13 protein-coding genes are annotated in these 17,633 nt (G+C 72.1%); 6 read left to right on the plus strand and 7 right to left on the minus strand.

The genetic code is table 11. The features are described 5' to 3' along the window. Nucleotides 1-6: 6 nt before the first annotated feature. Nucleotides 7-2,091, plus strand: coding sequence for a serine/threonine-protein kinase (locus ABTX18_RS12360; RefSeq protein WP_352122671.1), 2,085 nt, complete (start codon nucleotides 7-9; stop codon nucleotides 2,089-2,091). An 89-nt stretch (nucleotides 2,092-2,180) separates the two neighbouring features. Here the strand turns inward: ABTX18_RS12360 and dnaN are convergent, their stop codons facing one another. After that, complete coding sequence (dnaN, locus tag ABTX18_RS12365; protein ID WP_352122672.1) at nucleotides 2,181-3,305, minus strand: DNA polymerase III subunit beta; 1,125 nt, start codon at nucleotides 3,303-3,305, stop codon at nucleotides 2,181-2,183. A 431-nt stretch (nucleotides 3,306-3,736) separates the two neighbouring features. Between dnaN and ABTX18_RS12370 the strand changes: the two genes are divergently transcribed. Continuing rightward, nucleotides 3,737-5,254, plus strand: coding sequence for a helix-turn-helix domain-containing protein (locus tag ABTX18_RS12370; RefSeq protein ID WP_352122673.1), 1,518 nt, complete (start codon nucleotides 3,737-3,739; stop codon nucleotides 5,252-5,254). A gap of 57 nt (nucleotides 5,255-5,311) precedes the next feature. Here the strand turns inward: ABTX18_RS12370 and ABTX18_RS12375 are convergent, their stop codons facing one another. Continuing rightward, complete coding sequence (locus ABTX18_RS12375; protein ID WP_352122674.1) at nucleotides 5,312-6,202, minus strand: glycoside hydrolase family 19 protein; 891 nt, start codon at nucleotides 6,200-6,202, stop codon at nucleotides 5,312-5,314. A gap of 232 nt (nucleotides 6,203-6,434) precedes the next feature. Here ABTX18_RS12375 and ABTX18_RS12380 point away from each other — a divergent pair, with 232 nt between their 5' ends. After that, the gene (locus ABTX18_RS12380; RefSeq protein ID WP_352122675.1) at nucleotides 6,435-7,976 is read left to right on the plus strand and encodes a substrate-binding domain-containing protein; all 1,542 of its coding nucleotides are present in this window, start codon (nucleotides 6,435-6,437) and stop codon (nucleotides 7,974-7,976) included. 94 nt (nucleotides 7,977-8,070) lie between these two features. Here ABTX18_RS12380 and ABTX18_RS12385 read toward each other — a convergent pair whose 3' ends face one another. After that, nucleotides 8,071-9,354: an adenylosuccinate synthase gene (locus ABTX18_RS12385; RefSeq protein WP_352122676.1), complete on the minus strand. Its 1,284-nt coding sequence runs from the start codon at nucleotides 9,352-9,354 to the stop codon at nucleotides 8,071-8,073. Between the two features lie 186 nt (nucleotides 9,355-9,540). Here ABTX18_RS12385 and ABTX18_RS12390 point away from each other — a divergent pair, with 186 nt between their 5' ends. After that, nucleotides 9,541-10,398, plus strand: a complete 858-nt coding sequence (locus ABTX18_RS12390) for a diacylglycerol kinase family protein (protein ID WP_352122677.1) — start codon at nucleotides 9,541-9,543, stop codon at nucleotides 10,396-10,398. A gap of 379 nt (nucleotides 10,399-10,777) precedes the next feature. On the opposite strand, the gene ABTX18_RS12395 is transcribed toward ABTX18_RS12390, so the two are convergent. Then, nucleotides 10,778-11,338: a GbsR/MarR family transcriptional regulator gene (locus ABTX18_RS12395; protein ID WP_352122678.1), complete on the minus strand. Its 561-nt coding sequence runs from the start codon at nucleotides 11,336-11,338 to the stop codon at nucleotides 10,778-10,780. 113 nt (nucleotides 11,339-11,451) lie between these two features. Between ABTX18_RS12395 and ABTX18_RS12400 the strand changes: the two genes are divergently transcribed. Beyond that, nucleotides 11,452-12,378 carry an ABC transporter ATP-binding protein gene (locus tag ABTX18_RS12400; RefSeq protein ID WP_352122679.1) on the plus strand — a complete coding sequence of 309 codons (927 nt, stop codon included), beginning with the start codon at nucleotides 11,452-11,454 and terminating at the stop codon, nucleotides 12,376-12,378. Further along, nucleotides 12,375-14,003, plus strand: coding sequence for an ABC transporter permease (locus ABTX18_RS12405; RefSeq protein WP_352122680.1), 1,629 nt, complete (start codon nucleotides 12,375-12,377; stop codon nucleotides 14,001-14,003). The genes ABTX18_RS12400 and ABTX18_RS12405 overlap by 4 nt, the downstream gene beginning before the upstream one ends. A gap of 72 nt (nucleotides 14,004-14,075) precedes the next feature. Here the strand turns inward: ABTX18_RS12405 and ABTX18_RS12410 are convergent, their stop codons facing one another. The 3 genes from ABTX18_RS12410 to ABTX18_RS12420 form a co-directional block, all read right to left on the minus strand. Beyond that, on the minus strand, nucleotides 14,076-15,299 hold the full coding sequence (locus tag ABTX18_RS12410) for a cytochrome P450 (RefSeq protein ID WP_352122681.1): 1,224 nt from the start codon (nucleotides 15,297-15,299) through the stop codon (nucleotides 14,076-14,078). A gap of 256 nt (nucleotides 15,300-15,555) precedes the next feature. Beyond that, on the minus strand, nucleotides 15,556-16,233 hold the full coding sequence (locus ABTX18_RS12415) for a response regulator (RefSeq protein WP_352122682.1): 678 nt from the start codon (nucleotides 16,231-16,233) through the stop codon (nucleotides 15,556-15,558). Further along, nucleotides 16,230-17,531, minus strand: a complete 1,302-nt coding sequence (locus ABTX18_RS12420) for a sensor histidine kinase (protein ID WP_352122683.1) — start codon at nucleotides 17,529-17,531, stop codon at nucleotides 16,230-16,232. Before ABTX18_RS12420 ends, ABTX18_RS12415 begins: the two co-directional genes overlap by 4 nt. Between the last annotated feature and the right edge of the window lie 102 nt (nucleotides 17,532-17,633).

The following is a 17,633-nucleotide window of genomic DNA, read 5'->3' on the forward strand; positions in this document are numbered from 1 at the left end:
CACACCATGGAAAAGCTCGGGTCCGCCGATCCGCAACGCATCGGCGCCTACCGACTGCTGGGCCGGCTCGGCGCGGGCGGCATGGGACAGGTGTACCTGGCCCGCTCGGACCGGGGACGCGTGGTCGCACTCAAGCTGGTCCGCGCGGAACTCGCCGAACAGCAGGAGTTCCGCGACCGGTTCCGGCAGGAGGTGCGGGCCGCCCGCCGGGTGGGGTCGACGTGGACCGCGCCCGTGCTGGACGCCGACACCGAGGCCGCCGTGCCGTGGGTCGCCACCGGCTATGTCGCGGGCCCTTCGCTCCACGCCACCGTCTCCGGCCGCGCGAACACCTCGGCCGGCCCGGCCCCGGGGGCGTACGGCCCTCTGCCCGACCGTTCCGTCCACATCCTGGGTACCGGTCTCGCCCACGCACTCCAGGCCATCCACGCCGCCGGGCTCATCCACCGCGACCTCAAGCCGTCCAACATCATGCTGACGATCGACGGCCCGCGCGTCATCGACTTCGGCATTGCCCGGGCGCTCGACACCGTCGCCGACGGCGGTCTCACCCGCACCGGCGCCCTGGTCGGCTCGCCCGGCTTCATGTCGCCCGAGCAGGTGCGCGGCGAGCGCGTGACCACGGCGTGCGACGTGTTCTGCCTGGGGGCGGTGCTGGCCTACGCCTCGACCGGGCGGCTGCCGTTCGGCGCGGCGGCCAGCGGGGTGCCCGCGCTGCTGTTCCGGATCGCGCGGGAGGACCCGGACCTGACCGGGGTGCCGGTCGATCTCGTGGAACTGATCCAGGACTGCCTGCGCAAGGACCCCGGCACGCGTCCGTCCACGGACGAGATCCTGGAGCGGCTGGACGAGGGCGACACCGCGGAACCCTGGCTGCCGGGCGCGCTCCTCGCCCAACTCGGCCGCCACGCCGTGGGGCTGCTGGACTCGGAGGACCCGATGGACGGGGTGCCGGAGAGTGCGGTGGGCGCGGCTCCGGAGGGGCCCGCACCCGCACCCGCACCCGCACCCGAAGACGCTGTCCCGAGCGACGGGGTGCCAGTCGACGCGGTGCCAAGCGGTACGGTCCCGACGCCCGCGCCCCCGCAGGACGCGGCCCCGGAACCGACAGCGGCCCCGGAACCGGCAGCGGCAGCGGCAGCGGCGCCCACCGAAGTCGCGCCCCCGGCGCCCCCCGCAGCCGGCAACGCCGACGGACTCTCCACCAGGGTGGAACCCCCCACGCCCCCGGCACCCCTCGTTCTCCCCACACCCCCCACCTCGCCGGTCCAACCCCCGCCGCCCGGGCCGCCCTCCCCCACGTACGGCTACCCCCAACAACTGCCCGCCCAGCCGTACCCCGGCCAGGGATACGGCATTCCGCAGCAGCCGAGCCCCCACCAGGGCTACGCCTACGGCTACCCGCAGCAGCCCGGCTTCGGGCCCACGCCCCCGTACGGCCCGCCCCACCCGGCCGGCACCCAGCCGCCCGCTCCCGCCCCCGCCCGCCGCGGCGTCGGCTCGACCGTCGCCCTCGTGGTCATCGCGGTGCTCGTCGCCGTAGGAGCGGGCGGGTCCGTCTACGCGCTCATGAACGACCGCGGCGCGGACACCACGGCCTCCCCCACCCGCTCGGCCGACCCCTCCCCGACCACTGACGCGTCCAACTCCCCTTCGCAGGACAGCTCCCAGGACCCGTCCTCGTCCCCCGAAACCGATGACCGGAACGGCGGCGAGGAACAGGACGGCGAAGGCCCCGTCCCGGAGGCCTATCTGGGCACCTGGTCCGGCAGCATCGACAACGCCTCCGGCCACTCCAGCCGTCAACTCGTCATTCGGCAGGGCGAGGTGGGCGACTCCGTCCTCACCCTCACCGCGGAAGGACCGCTCGACACCGGCGGCACCTACCGCTGCGTCTTCCAGGCGGACCTCGCGACCGAACCGTCCGATGGCGAACCGGTCAGCATCGGCCCGTCCACGGTGACGGAGGGCGAACCGATGACGTCCTGCACCCCGGGCAGCTCCACCACCCTCACCCTGCTCCCCGACGGCACCCTGAGCCGCGTGAACACGGACTCCGGCGAAAAGCTCACGTACACGAAGTCCGGCTGAGCAACGCCGGTTTTCCGCCTCGGGCCGAACGTGACGGGGCGCGGGTGGCCCCGCCCCGCGCCCGCCCGCACGCACACCCACCGGCCCACCTACACCAGTGGCTTGACCGACATGAGCAGGTGCTGGTGGACCGGCTCAGCCGTCCCCGCCGCCTCCTCGCGGTCCGCGTGCCCGGTGACCATGGCGCGCTGTCCGGGACCCATCAGCCGGAACCGGACGACGGGGGTGTCGAAAGAGGCCAGCGCGTCCATCAGGTACGAGGGCTTGAAGGCGACCGCCAGCTCGTCGGTCCCCGCCAGTTCGGCAGGCAGTCGCTGGGACGCCACGTCGTCCTCGTATCCCGCCTGGAGCAGCACCGAGCCTGCGGCGAAGGCGAGTTGGAGCGGGCTGTCGCCGTCCGCCACCACCGAGACCCGCTTCACGGCCTCGACCAGGGGCCCGAGGTCGGTCACCGCCGTGACCGGGTCGGACAGCGCGAACAGCTTGTCGTGGCGCGGCAGTCTGCCGTCCAGGAGCCGGACGGTGGTGCGCATGCCGTCCAGCTCGAAGCCGGCCGAGCCGCTGTCGAGGGCCAGCCGGACCGGACCGGAGCGGCCGAAGGAACGGGAAATCTCGGACAGCCTGCGGGCCGAGACGACGACATCCGCCGAGACGTCCGCCGCGGCGGGCTTCCAGGTGAGCCTGCGGACCGCGAAACGGTAGCGGTCCGTGGCGGCCAGGGTCATCCGGTCCCCGTCGAGCCCGAGCCGTATCCCGGTGAGCGTGGGCAGCGTGTCGTCCCGGCCCGCCGCCACCGTCACATCGGCGACGGCAGCCGCGAACTCCTCGGCGTCCACCGCGCCCAGGACCTCAGGCAGCGGCGGCAGCGCCGGATAGTCGTCGAGGGGCAGCACCGACAGGCCGAATCCGGCACCGCTGCCCGTCACCGTGAACCGGGACCCCTCGACCGCGCACTCCACCGCCCCCTCGGGCAGCACCCGGCACACGTCCAGCAGTCGGCGGCCCATGACCAGCACCCTGCCCGGCCGCAGGGTCGCGGCCGGCACCTCGATCCGGGCGGAGGCCTCGTAGTCCAGGCCGGAGATGCGGAGAACGCCGTCCGCCGCCTCGAGCAGCAGACCGCCCAGCACGGGAACGGGCGACCTCGTCGGGAGCACCCGGGCTGCCCAGGCCACGGCGTCCGTCAACTCGCCGCGTTCGATCCGGAACTCCATGGTGGTGACCTCTCCTCGTGCGCCGGCCGTCTCCGGTCTCCGACGCTACGGGGCACCACTGACAATGGGGCGAGCCGAAGGCCCGCCCCTGTCGCCGCAAGAGAAGCGCGGCTGCGGCGACAGCGGCCACCCCCGTGAGCCGATGCCGTCGTCCCCCGTACCTCTCCCCCGAAAGGCCCGCAACCGCGTTCGGACTCTAGGTTGCGGGGGAGGGTGAGGAACAGATTCGGTTCGCACGGTGTGGACGGGCAGCGGTATCAGTGCGCACAGTCGAACCGGTACGCTGCACTCCGCTTTTTGGCAGGAGCGGGCGGTCGGGCAATCTTGGAATCTTCGGCAGGAGCAGGGAAATTACGGCGGGAGCAGCGAACGGCAGCGGCGGCGGGCAGGCGCGGAGGCGGGCCGACGAGCGGGCGGACGACGTCCTGCGGATGCACGGCCTTGCCCGCTCCGGCGGCTCGCGGGAGCTGCTGCGCTGGCTGTCGGGTCGGGCGGACGGCTGGGCGGGACTGCTCGGCGGCGACGGCACCGTGCTGCACGGCGTCGCGCGGGCATCAGGCGGCGCAGGAGCCGGACCGGCCGCCCTCGCATCCGAGGCTGCCGGGGGTGCCGAGGCTGCCGGGGGTGCCGGGGCTGCCGCCCTCGCCGCCCGGTGCGCCAGGGAGCTGACCGCGCTCGGCGCCCGCTCCTCCTCCTTCGACAAGGGCGCGCACACCGCGCTGTTGTACTCCCTGGACGCGCCGCCGGACGTGCCCGCGCCGGTGCTCGCCGTGGTCGGCCGGCGCCCGCTGCCCGCCGGGCTGTCCACGCTCCTCGCCGACGCGACCCTGCCGCTGGCCATGTGCTGGGCGGCCGAGACCGTCGAGCGCAAGCGCCGTCGCGTCGATCTGGCGGAGTCCCGCGGCCGGGAGGCGGTGCTGCACCTTCTGATGACCGGCCAGCTGTCGATCGCGCACCAGGTCGCGGGCGCACTGAAGCCCTGCCTGCCGGACCCCGTCCGGGTCTGCGTCGTCGAGTGCGCGGGCCGCGACCGGGACGAGGTGGCCCGGATCTGTGCGGACCTCTCCGGCGGCCGGTCCTGGATCGTGCGGTGCCCGGTGTACGCACGCCACCTGATCCTCGTCGTGCCCGCCGAAGCCGGCCTGGCGGACGGGCGGCTCGGCTCCCGGGTCGCCTCGGTGGTGGACGGCTGCGTCGTCGGCATCAGCGAGGACGTGACGCTGGCCGACACGGCGACGGCCTACCGCCAGGCGTTCCACGCCCTCGCCGTCGCACGCGGGCTGCCCGATCGCCACGCCCGCTTCGGCTCCGCCCCCGAACTCGCCCTGGTGGCCGGCGCGGAGGGTGCCCGGTGGGCGGACGCGCTGCTGGCCCCGCTGCTGGGCCATCTGCCGCGGCGCGGCCAGGACCCGGGCAGTCAGGAACTCGCGGCGACCCTCGCCTCCTGGCTGGCGTTCTCCTCGCACGCGACCGAGCACCTGAAGATCCACCGCAACACTCTGGCCGCGCGGCTGCGGCTCATCGGCGAGCTGCTCGGCAAGGACCTGCACACGGTCGCCGACCAGGCCGCGCTCGACCTGGCGCTGCGCATCCGCGCCACGCCCGCCCTGCCCCGGCCGGGCGACGGCCCTTCGGCGCCCGCGCACTCGCTGGACGGGATCCTGCGCGTGCCGGCGGCCCGTTCGTGGGCGGTGCAGCAGCTGCGGCCGCTGGGCGACCCGGGAGCGGCCGGCGGCTCCCCGGATCCGTACACCACCCTGCGCACCTGGCTGGAGCACGAGGCCCAGCTCGGTCCGGCCGCCGAGGCGCTGAGCCTCTCCGTGCCCGGGGTGCGCAAGCGGCTGACCCGGCTGGAGACCGTCCTCCAGCGCTCACTCCTGCGGGCACCGAGCGCTCGCTACGACCTGTGGCTGGCGTTCCGGGCGCTGGACCTCGCGGACGGCGCCTAGCGGGACGGGTGTGCCGGGCCGAACGGCCCGGCACACCCGTACCCGGGAGTCCGGCGGTCAGCAGCCGAGATTGGAACCGGCCGTGGTGCCGAGGATCTGCACGAACGCCTGGTACTTGGCTATCCGGCTCTGGACCTGGGCGGGGTTGCCGCCGTTGCACTCCAGCGAACCGTTGATGGAGCGGATCGTCTCCCCGAATCCCGCGCCGTTCACCATGGCGTTGTGGGCCGTCATGGTGCCGGGGCCGTTCTGGGTGTTCCAGTACCAGAGGCCGGTCTTCCAGGCCACGGACGCGTCCTGCTCGACCAGGTAGGGGTTGGCGAGCAAGTTGATGCCGAGCGCGTCACCAGCGGCCTTGTAGTTGAAGTTCCAGCTGAGCTGGATCGGGCCGCGGCCGTAGTACGCGGCTTGGCCCGCGGGGCAGCCGTAGGACTGGCTGGTGTCGCAGTAGTGCGGGTAGTTGGCCGTGTTCTGCTCGACCACGTACACCAGGCCGCCCGTCTCATGGCTGACGTTGGCGAGGAAGGCCGCGGCCTCCTGCTTCTTCACCGTGTCGCTGCCGGTGTTGGCGAAGCCCGGGTAGGCGCTCAGGGCAGCGGTCAGCCCGCTGTACGTGTAGAAGGAACTGCGGCCCGGGAACATCTGGTTGAACTGCGCCTCGCTGACGACGAAGCCGGTGGACGAGCCGGGACCACCCGGGTCCGTACCGCCTCCGCAGCTGCCCTGGTCGGCCCAGACGTCGGAACTGCCGGGCTTCTCGTTCTGGGTCCACCACTTGGCGGTCCAGTTGTGGCCGTTGTAGGAGGCGGCGCCACCGCCCGTGTAGACGGAGGAGGAGTTCCACGCGGCCACGCACCCGGCCGCCGAGGCGGTGGTGGCGGGGAGGATGACGACCGTCGCGACGACCGCGGCCAGCGCGGCGAGCAGGCCCATGAAGCGTTTGATCATGTGAGCACTCCTTCGGCGCGGCGCACCGAGCTCGTCGGCGCGCCGCCATGGGGGGTGCCGCCACTCAAGCGCTGTTGGTCTGGACCTGTCAAGGTCTGGACCAATCGCTCCTCGGTCGAACGGCGGGCGAACACCTGGCGACAGGACCGGGTACTCGTCGCCGCCGGCTCCCCCGGATGCATACGGTGACCCGCACTCGTACAGACGTCCGGCAGCCGAGGGGGAACGGGCCGTGGAGTGGTTCAGCGCCGAGAACATCGTCGCGGTATTCACCGCCGTGCTGGGCGTCCTCGCCTCCGTGGGCGTGCTCTGGTACGAACGCCGGGTGCCGCGCCGCAAGCGCATCGGCTACCGCGTGCAGATGGACACGCCGATCGGCAGCGACGCCGGCCAGGCGCGGGCCAACGTGCGGCTCGGCCTCTTCGACGAGACCCCCGACATGGCGGACGCCACCCTGGTCCTGCTGCGCATCGAGAACGACGGCTCGCAGTCCGTCGGCCGCGGCGACTACACCGGGCCGGACGGACAGCTCCACGGGCTGGTCGTCGAGTTCACCGAACGCAGGGTGCGGGGTGTCGCCGTCACCCACTCCCCGGGCGCCGATCACCTCATGGACCACTTCACCCCGTCCGAGGGACTCCGCGGCAGCGGATCCCTGATCCGGCTGCCGCGCGTCCCGCTCAACCGGGGCGAGCACTTCAAACTCCTGGTCCTGCTCACCGGTTCCCATGTGGGCAGCCCCATTCGCGTCACCGGCGGTATCCGGGACGGCGAGGTGCGGCCGAACACCGCGGCGCGCCCGGACGAGAAGCCCCCGCTGTTCGGCCGGGCCGCCCGGTCCATCACCGTGGCCCTGACCGTCTGCGTCGTCACGCTCGCCTCGATCATCCTCGTACGGAACGACACCCGGCCCCCGATCGGCTGCGCCCGCGGCGAACTGACCGTGACCGGCTCCACCGCCTTCGAGCCCGTCCTGCACGAACTCGCGGAGAAGTACGGCAAGGCGTGTGACGGGGCCACCATCACCGTTGACCCGCACGGCAGCACCGCCGGGATCAGGGAGCTGGCGCAGCGGGGCGCCGAGGCCGGGAAGTCCGGGTCGCCCGCCTTCGTGGCCCTCTCCGACGGCCCGAAGCCGGGCGGTTTCCCGCAACTGCGCGAGAACCGCGTCGCCGTCTCGCTCTTCCGCCTGGTCGTCAACGACAAGGTGCCGCTCAGGAACCTCACCCATGACACGGTCCGCGCCCTCTACCGGGGCGACATCCGCAACTGGAAGCAGCTCGGCGGCCCCGACCTGCCCGTCCTCCTCGTCAGCCGGGACGCCAACTCCGGCACCCGCGAGGTCTTCCAGCGCCGCGTCCTCGGCCGCAACGAACCGGCCCAGTCCTCCCGCGACTGCACCACGAAGGACGACCCGCAGGCACCCGTCATCCGCTGCGAACTCGACTCCACCGACCAGGTCCTGGCCGAGGTCGGCCGGCTCGACGGAGCGATCGGGTACAGCGAACTGCGTACCGGCACCAAACCCGCCGGGGCGCACCAGCTCGCCATCGACGGCGCGGTCCCGTCCGCCGACACGATCGGCACGAGCAGCTATCCGTACCGGGAGATCGAGTACGCGTACACGTACGGCAGCCCGCCGGCCGACTCGCTGGCCTCCAGCTTCCTCGCCTACCTCAGCCGGGGCAGCGGGCAGGACGTCATCCGCACCCACGGCCATCTGCCGTGCGCGACGCCGGAGGGGCTGCGGATCTGCGGGGAGGGGGAGGGCTGAGGACGGACACGCCGGAGGGCCGGGGCGATGGTGCCGCCCCGGCCCTCTTCCGTTCCCGTATGCCTACAGGGACGTACGCCTGCAAGACGTATGCCTACAGGAAGGAGTTGATCTCGATCGTCTCGGTGCGGCCGGGGCCGACACCGATCGCGGAGATCGGGGCGCCGGACATCTCCTCCAGCGCCTTCACGTACGCCTGCGCGTTCTTCGGCAGGTCACCGAAGGTCTTCGCCTTGGTGATGTCCTCGGACCAGCCCGGCAGCATCTCGTAGATGGGCTTCGCGTGGTGGAAGTCGGTCTGGTTGTACGGGAGCTCCTCGACGCGCTTGCCGTCGATCTCGTACGCCACACACACCGGGATCTGCTCCCAGCCGGTGAGGACGTCCAGCTTGGTGAGGAAGAAGTCCGTCAGGCCGTTGACCCGGGTCGCGTACCGCGCGATCGGGGCGTCGAACCAGCCGCAGCGGCGGTCACGGCCGGTGGTGACACCGCGCTCGCCACCGATCCTGCGCAGCGCCTCGCCGTCCTCGTCGAGCAGCTCCGTGGGGAACGGACCGGCGCCGACGCGGGTGGTGTACGCCTTGAGGATGCCGATGACCCGGCTGATCTTCGTCGGGCCCACGCCGGAACCGGTGCAGGCGCCGCCCGCGGTCGGGTTCGACGAGGTGACGAAGGGGTACGTGCCGTGGTCGACGTCGAGCAGCGTGCCCTGACCGCCCTCGAAGAGGACGACCTTGCCCTCGTCGATGGCGTTGTTCAGGATCAGCGTCGTGTCGGCGACGTAGGGCCTGATCTGCTCCGCGTACTGGAGCATGTCCTCGACGACCTTGCCGGCCTCGATGGCGCGCCGGTTGAAGACCTTGGCCAGAAGCTGGTTCTTCTGCTCCAGGGCCGCCTCGACCTTCTGCTCCAGGATCGACTCGTCGTAGAGGTCCTGGACGCGGATGCCGACCCGGTTGATCTTGTCCGCGTACGTCGGGCCGATACCGCGCCCGGTCGTACCGATCTTGCGCTTGCCGAGGAACCGTTCCGTCACCTTGTCGACCGTGACGTTGTACGGGGTGATCAAATGAGCGTTACCGCTGATCAGCAGCTTGGACGTGTCCACGCCACGGTCGTTCAGCCCACTCAGCTCGGAGAGCAGGACCGCAGGGTCGACGACGACACCGTTACCGATGACCGGGGTACACCCCGGTGAAAGGATTCCGGAGGGGAGGAGGTGAAGTGCGTACTTCTGGTCACCGACCACCACCGTGTGGCCGGCATTGTTGCCGCCCTGGTAGCGCACCACATAGTCCACGGATCCACCGAGGAGGTCGGTGGCCTTTCCCTTGCCCTCGTCACCCCACTGAGCACCGAGCAGCACAAGTGCGGGCACAGGCGTACACCCCTTCCGGGCGGGGCATGTCCAAGGTCAGGGGGCGTACGTAAACGCCGTACATGCCGTACGACGTTGTACGGCACGGTCTGAACCGTCGAACCGGGTGCCCCGGAATAGACGAAGCCCCTGGCGCAATAGCGCAAGGGGCTCTTGCACCAAGATGCTACCCGAGGAAGGACCGAGGTGTCGGCTGCCCAGCCCCCCGGTAACGGTGCGCCCCATCTGCTGGTGGTGATCGATCCGGTCGCCCGACGGACGGACGGCGAATCCGTCCGGATCGCGAAAGACGTGCTGAGCGCCGGTTCGCACGCCAAGATCTGCCTCCCGGACGGCCCCGCGGAGTTCGCCCGGGCCCTGTCCCGCAGGGGCGCCCGCAGGCCGGTGGTGATAGGCGACGACCGGGCGCTGCGGCGGGCGGTGGCCCTCCTCCACCGGGAGCGGGAACCGGCCACGAGCGCCGTCTCGCTCGTCCCTGTGGGGGCCGCGGCGGCGCTGGAACTCGCGCACTCGCTCGGCGTGCCGATGGGGGCGGTGGCGGCGGCGCGCACGGCGCTGGACGGTGCGGTGCGACGGCTGGACCTGCTGGTCGACGACAGCGACGGCGTGGTCCTGGGCGCGCTGCGGATCCCGGCGCTCAGCAGTGCGCCGGGCACGCGGCCGGACCGCACGGGCGTCACCGCCGTGTGGGACACCTGCCGCTCCCTGGTCCGCACACTGGTGCGCCCCCCGCCCTCGGCTCCCGCCGTCCCGCCGGCCACGCACCGGCTGCGCGTCGAGGCGGACGGCGTCGTGCTGAACGATCTGTGGCGCCCGGTCGAATCGGTGACGGTGACCTCGGGCTGCGGCCACGACGGCATCGCCGAGGTGACGATCCAGGCGCCGGGAGGCGACCCGGTGACCACGGAGGCCAAGGCCGTCACGGTCTCCGGGGCGGACTTCCGCTACCGGGCGGACATCCAGGTGGGCGGCCCGGTGCGGACCCGGACGTGGACGGTACGGGCGGGGGGCTGGGGGCTGATGCTGCCGGTTGCGGAAGGGTAGCCTCCGCCCGTGGGGCGGAGCGGGCTGGTTCCGGTCGATCCGGAGGGCTGGGATGGTCGTGTCGGACGGTTCGGGTGAGGGTGGCAGACCTGGGGCGGACCCGGGGGCGGTGATGTCCGCGTCCGGGCCCGGCCGTGCGGCTCCGGTCGCGCTCGATCTCCCGGCCACCGCGGGCGGGCTGCGGGGGGCAGCCCCGGAGAAGCCCGCCGCGACAGGTCCCGGGCAGCCGGGAGAGCCGCTGGTCTGGTGGCGGGTGCCCGGCCGTTGGCCGTCGCGTGGATCGACGGGCGCCGCTACTGGCCGCAGGGTGCCTGGGAGGACATCGATCCGGCCGGCCTCCAGGATCTGGGCACCCGCTTCGGCATGTGACCGGAGCCCGTCAGGCGTCGTCCTGCGTACCTTCGGCCGCCGGCAGGTCGAGGGTTTTGCGGTGCTCCTCCCAGCGGTCCATCATCGCGCCCAGCTCCGACTGCATGAACTCGAAGAACGCCGCCGTCTCGGCGATCCGGGCGCCTGCCGGGGTGTGCTCCCCCAGCGTCCGCGCACCCTCCCTGAGGGTTTGCTCCCAACGGGTGAGCACCCGGTCCCTGCTGGCGAACGTGGTGTACCAGATCTCGTTGTGCAGGCGGTAGCGGTCGCGGCGTGAGCCGGGTTCGCGTTCGCGGCCGACCATGCTGACCTGGGTGAGGTAGTTGATCGCGCCCGACACGGCGGCGGGGCTGATCTGCAGGGCCAGGGCGAGTTCGGCCGAGGTCATGGAGGCGTCGTCGTCGGCGAGCAGCGCGGCGAAGACGCGGGACGCCATCCGCTGCATGCCCGCCTCGGTCATCTCGGACGCGAACCGCTCGACGAACCGCGAGACCGCCTCGGCATCCCGCTCCTCGCGCTCCTGGGCGGCGCCTTGCGGTTCACGTGCGCCCTTGGCGGTGTCGCTGGTCATCGGCCCCTCGTCCTCCGTGCGTTCCGGCGTGCGGTCCGGACCTTGTTCACTCATCCGAGTTTATACGCTTCCATAACTTCACAACTTTGTGAAAGTAGCGTACGTTCAGAATCATGACGAAGGCAATCACCGTGGCCGGACTGCACAAGTCGTTCGGCCGGACACACGCACTGGACGGGCTCGACCTGACCGTCGAGTCCGGTGAGGTGCACGGCTTCCTCGGGCCGAACGGATCGGGGAAGTCCACCACCATCCGGGTCCTGCTGGGCCTGCTGCGGGCCGATTCCGGCGCCGCCCAGCTGCTCGGCCGCGACCCCTGGCGCGATGCGGTGGAGCTGCACCGGCACGTGGCGTACGTCCCCGGGGACGTCACGCTGTGGCGCAACCTCTCGGGCGGCGAGGTCATCGATCTGTACGGCCGGCTGCGCGGCGGCCTCGACGAAGCCAGGCGCGCGGACCTCCTCGAGCGGTTCGAACTCGACCCGACGAAGAAGGGACGGACGTACTCGAAGGGCAACCGGCAGAAGGTGGCCCTGATCGCCGCGTTCGCCTCCGATGTGGACCTGCTGATCCTGGACGAGCCGACCAGCGGGCTCGACCCGCTGATGGAGGAGGTCTTCCAGCGCTGCGTCGTCGAAGCACGCGACCGCGGGCGGACGGTGCTGCTCTCCAGCCACATCCTCAGCGAGGTCGAATCGCTCTGCGACCGGGTCAGCATCATCCGGCAGGGCCGGACGGTGGAGACCGGCTCGCTGGCGGGCATGCGCCATCTGACGCGTACGAACATCACCGCCGAACTGGCGGACTCCCCCGACGGCCTGGTGGAGCTGCCCGGGGTCCACGACCTCGACATCCGGGGGCGGCAGGTCTCGCTCCAGGTCGACACGGATCAGCTGGACGCCGTCCTCAAGTCGCTCTCCACGGCCGGGGTCAGGTCCCTGACCAGCACGCCGCCCACCCTGGAGGAGCTCTTCCTCCGGCACTACGCGACAGATTCCGATCAGAGCAGTGCACAAGGCGCGAAGGCGGGGTCGCGATGACTGCCGTGATCATGACCGCGACGGCCGGCGCGGGGCGCCGGGCCGGGACCGGGCAGCTCGCGGGGACCTGGCCCCTGCTGAGGCTCGCCCTGCGGCGCGACCGGATCATCATGCCCCTGTGGGTGCTCCTGCTCGGCGGGTCGTTCTCGTCCGTCGGACAGTCCATCGCCTCGCTCTACGACACGGCCGCACAGCGCGCCGAGCTCGCCGCTTCGATGAACGGCAACAGCTCGTTGCGCGCGATGTACGGGCCCGTGTTCGGCGACTCCGTAGGCGCGCTCGTGAGCTGGCGCATGATCGCCTTCGGCGCGGCCCTGGCCGCGGTGATGAGCCTGGTCGTCGTCGTGCGCCATACCCGGGAGGAAGAGGAGACCGGCCGTCAGGAGATGCTCTCCTCCGCCATGGTGGGGCGCCGCGCCCCGCTCACCGCCGCGCTGCTCGCCGCCCTGACCGCCAACGCCGCGCTGGGCCTGGTGATCGTCGCGGGCATGGCCGGCTCGGGGGCGGGCGGGGCAGGGGCGGCGGCGCTCGCCTCGGCCGTCGCGGGGGTCGGCGCGCTGTTCGCCTGCACGGCCGCGATCGCCGCACAGTTCACCGAGAGCGCGCGGCTCGCGAAGGGGCTGACGGCGGCGGTGATCGGCGGCGCGTTCGTCCTGAAGGCCGCGGGCGACTCCGCGACGGACGACGGCTCATCGGTCCTCACCTGGCTCTCCCCGCTCGGCTGGGCGGAGAACATCCGGCCGTACGCGGACGAGCGCTGGTGGGTCCTCCTCGTGATCGCCGGTGCCGTGGCCGTGCAGTGCGCGGTGGCTTACGCCCTGGCCGGCCGCCGCGATGTCGGCATGAGCTTCCTGGCGACGCGGCCCGGACCCGCGCGGGGCCGGATATCCACCGCCCTCGGCCTCGCGGTGCGCCTCCAGCGCGGTGCCCTCCTGGGATGGACGGCGTCGTTCGCCGCGGTCGGTGCCGTCTTCGGCGGGCTCACCGGCGGGGCGGCCGAACTCGTCGGGGACAACGAGAAGACGAGGGAGATCTTCGAGCGGATGGGCGGCCGGTCCGGCCTCACGGATGCGTTCCTCGCCTCGATGGTCTCCGTTCTCGGCACGGTGGCGGCGCTGTACATCGTCTCCTCGGTACTGCGGCTGCACGGCGAGGAGACCGCCGGCCGTGCGGAACCCGTGCTCGCCGGCGGGGTCGGCCGGATGAGCTGGGCCGCCGGCCATCTGCTCATCGCCTTCGGCGGCGCAGCCCTGATCATGGCGGTCGGCGGCCTCGGCCTGGCGGCGGGCTACGGCCACGAACTCCCCGCCGTGCTGGGCGCCGCGCTGGTACAGCTCCCCGCCGTCTGGCTGCTGGGCGGGGTGACGGTCCTGCTGTACGGGGCGCTACCGAAGGCCGCTGCGGCGGGCTGGGGACTGGTCGGGCTCTGTCTGACACTGGGCTGGATAGGCCCCGCCCTGGATCTGCCGCAGCCGGTGATGGACGTGTCGCCGTTCACGCACCTGCCGAAGCTGCCAGGGACGGCGGGCATGGAGTGGGGGCCGGTGGTGCTGCTCACCATGGCCTCGGTGGTACTGGTGGCGGGCGGCCTGGCGGCGCTGCGGCGGCGCGACATGCTGACCTGAGGCCTCGCCCGGGTGGGGTGGGGGCGACCGGCGGCGGGGGACGACACCCCCAGCCCCCGCCCCGCCCGCGACTCAGAGCTCGACGCGTAGTTCCCTCACGCCCCTGATCACATATCCCGGGTTCCATTCCGGTTCTTCGACCAGTCGCAGGCCGGGCGCCTTGCGCAGCAACTCACCGAAGGAGGTGGTTAGTTCCAACCGGGCCAGCGGCGCACCGAGGCAGAAGTGGATGCCCGCGCCGAAGGTGACGTGCGGGTTCTCCTGCCGGGAGAGGTCCAGCGTGTCCGGGTCTGCGAAGCGGGCGGGGTCGCGGTTGGCCGAGCCGAAGAGCAGGGCCACCTCCGAGCCACGCGGAATGACCGTGCCGTCGATCTCGATGTCGTCGAGCACCCATCGCTCGAACATCTGCAACGGGGTGTCGTAACGCATCAGTTCCTCCACCGCGGTGGGCAGGAGACCGTGGTCCGCCCGCAGTGCGGCCAGCTGTTCCGGGTGGCTCAGCAGCGTCCACCAGCCGTTCACGGTGGTGTTGACGGTCGCCTCGTGTCCCGCGTTCAGCAGCAGCACGCACGTGGAGACCATCTCCTGCTCGGTGAGCCGCTCGCCCTCGTCATGGGCGGCGATGAGCGCGGAGATCAGGTCCGGACCCGGGTTCCCGCGCCGTTCGGCGATCAGCTCGCGCAGATATGCGGAAAACTCGAGGGATGCCTGGACGGCGGCGCGGGCGGTCGCCTCGGACGGGTTGAGCTCGAACATTCCGCAGATCGCGGCCGACCAGGGACGCAACGGCGCACGGTCGGACTCCGGGATGCCGAGCATTTCGGCGATCACGGCGACAGGCAGCGGTTCGGCGACCGCCGTGAGCAGATCGCCGCCGCCCTGCGCGACGAAGTCGTCGACGAGCCGGGCGGCCAGCCGCTGAACCGTCGGCACGAGCTGTTCCACGGTGCGCGGGGTGAACGCCTTGGACACAAGCCGCCGGATCCGCGTGTGGTCCGGCGGTTCGAGGTCCAGCAGCCCCTGCCCGTTGAGCGTCTCGAACGGCTCGTGCGCTGCGGGCGGCGGCGTCCGGCCGAACTCCTCGTGCGTGAACCGGTGCAGATACGTCCGGCCCAGCCGCCGGTCGCGCAGCAGGGCCGACACGTCGGCGTGGTGCGGGACGAGCCACTGGTCGGCCGGCTCGAAGTAGTGCGCCCTGCCGGTGGCACGCAGCTCGGCGTAGGCGGGGTACGGGTCGGCGACGAACGCCGCCGACCAGGGGTCGAACGGGGCGGCGGGGCCGGAGTCGGAGCGCATCGGCTGGTCCATCCTTGATCTTGCGTGGGACTCCCGGCCTTCAGGCCGGGAGGGAATCGCATCCTGACTTTCGGCGCCGCCAATCGGTGCAGTACGCTGCGTATTTGCTTCGGCAGCGGTCAGGGCTTGGCCGTCATGAGATCCTCCGGGGTTGAACGAGAAGCCGCCTCGTTTACGAGGAGGAGGAGTCACGGACCGACGCTAACCCGGGCCACCCGCCCCCGGGCCAGACCTGCCCCGGGGGCCGCCGCCCGCCTCACGACGGTGTGACCAACCGGGCCTCGTAGGCGAACACGGCCGCCTGGGTGCGGTCGCGCAGGCCCAGCTTCACCAGGATGCGGCTCACATGGGTCTTGATCGTGGACTCGGCGACCACCAGGTGCGCGGCGATCTCCGCGTTCGACAGGCCCTGGGCGATCAGCACGAGCACCTCCGTCTCGCGCTCAGTGAGCTCGCCGATCTGGGCGAGGGCAGGCGGTCGCGGGGCCGCCGCGAGCTTGGAGAACTCGGTGATCAGGCGCCGGGTGACGGTGGGGGCCAGCAGCGCCTCGCCGGAGGCCACCACTCGTACACCCTCCGCGAGTTGCCGGGCCGAGGCGTCCTTCAGGAGGAAGCCGGACGCACCGGCGCGCAGCGCCTGGTAGACGTACTCGTCGAGGTCGAAGGTGGTGAGCACCAGCACCTTCGCGTCCGCGTCGGCGGCGACGATCTCGCGGGTCGCCTCGATGCCGTTGAGCTCCGGCATCCGGATGTCCATCAGCACCACGTCGGGCCGGAGCGCGGCGACCTGGGCGACGGCCTCGCGCCCGTTGACGGCCTCACCGACGACCTCGATGCCCGGCATCGCGTTGAGCAGGACCGAGAAGCCCTCGCGGACCATCATCTGGTCGTCGACGATCAGCACCCGGATCGGGACCGCCGCGGGGGCCGTCATGACTGCTCCGCGGCGGGCGCGTCGGACGGGGCCGCCTGCACGGGAATGAACGCGGTGACCTCGTAACCGCCCTCCGCGGTCGTCTCGGCCGTCATCTCGCCGTTCAGCATCGCCACCCGCTCCTGCATGCCCGTGATCCCGTGCCCGGCACCGGGCGAGGGCTTCACCGGCCCGGTCGGCGGGCCGTTGACGACGCGCAGCCCGAGTCCGCCCAGCACATAGCCGATCTCGACCTTGGCGGTGGCACCCGGTGCGTGCCTCAGGCTGTTGCTGAGGGCTTCCTGAATGATCCGGTACGCCGAGAGCTCGACGCCCTGCGGCAAAGGACGCACCGCACCGGTCACGGTCTTCTCCGTCGGCAGTCCGGCCTCGCCGACGTTGGCGAGGAGCCCGTCGAGCTCGGAGAGGGTGGGCTGCGGGGCGTCCGGCGCCTCGTAGTCCTCGGCCCGTACGACGCCGAGCACCCGGCGCAGTTCGGTGAGGGCGGCGACGGCGTTCTCCCGGATCGTGACGAAGGCCTGCTCCAGCTCGGGCGGCGGGTTCTCCACCCGGTAGGGGGCGGCCTCGGCCTGGATCGCGACGACCGACATGTGATGGGCAACCACATCGTGCAGTTCGCGGGCGATGGTGGTGCGCTCCTCGAGCAGGGTGCGCCGGTCCCGCTCGACGGCGGTGACGGTGCGCTGCACGGTGACCTCGCGCTCCGCCTCCCGGCGGATCTGCACCACGCTCACCAGCAGCAGCGCGAACGCGGACACCACCGCCATGGCCGCGGTGGACCCCGCGAAGTCCCACCCGGCGGCCTTTTCCACCAGCGTGCCGAGCAGCACGGTCAGGCCCCACATCCAGGCCGCGGTGCGCGGCCTGGTCCTGGCCGCGACGACGATCAGCACCACCAGGTGCGCGAAGAAGGCGCTCGGTCCCCACGGCCCGTCGCCGCCGACGACCATGCTCACCGGGATGAGCCCCATCGACATCCAGAAGGCCCCGACCGGCCGGATCAGCGTCATGCCGACGCAGATGGCGGGCAGCAGCCCCGACACGAGGACGCCGGCGTTCCCGGTACTGCCGAAACCCACCAGGAAGGCGAACAGCGCCGCCGCCAGGACGACCGCGTGCGGAGTCCACTCGGCGCGCGCCCTGAGCCGCTCCGGCAGCATCCGGGTCAGCACCCCGTCGGTCCGCATCGGCGGCAGCGGGCGGTAGGCGAACGCCTCATGCATGAGGTCCTTGCGCAGGCCGCCTATCGCCCCTGCGGCCACCCGGAGCTCCGGGCTTCTGGTCTTGGTCTCGGTCACGCTTCCACGGTAGGGGGCGCGGCGCCCCGGGTCGTCAGCAGTGATACGGATCCCGAACGGTCCGTCGCAAGTACTACGCGGGTCCCCCTCGCCGCCCCGGCA

Origin of the sequence: Streptomyces sp. NPDC096323 (genome assembly GCF_040302845.1) — a bacterium.
Classification (GTDB): domain Bacteria; phylum Actinomycetota; class Actinomycetes; order Streptomycetales; family Streptomycetaceae; genus Streptomyces.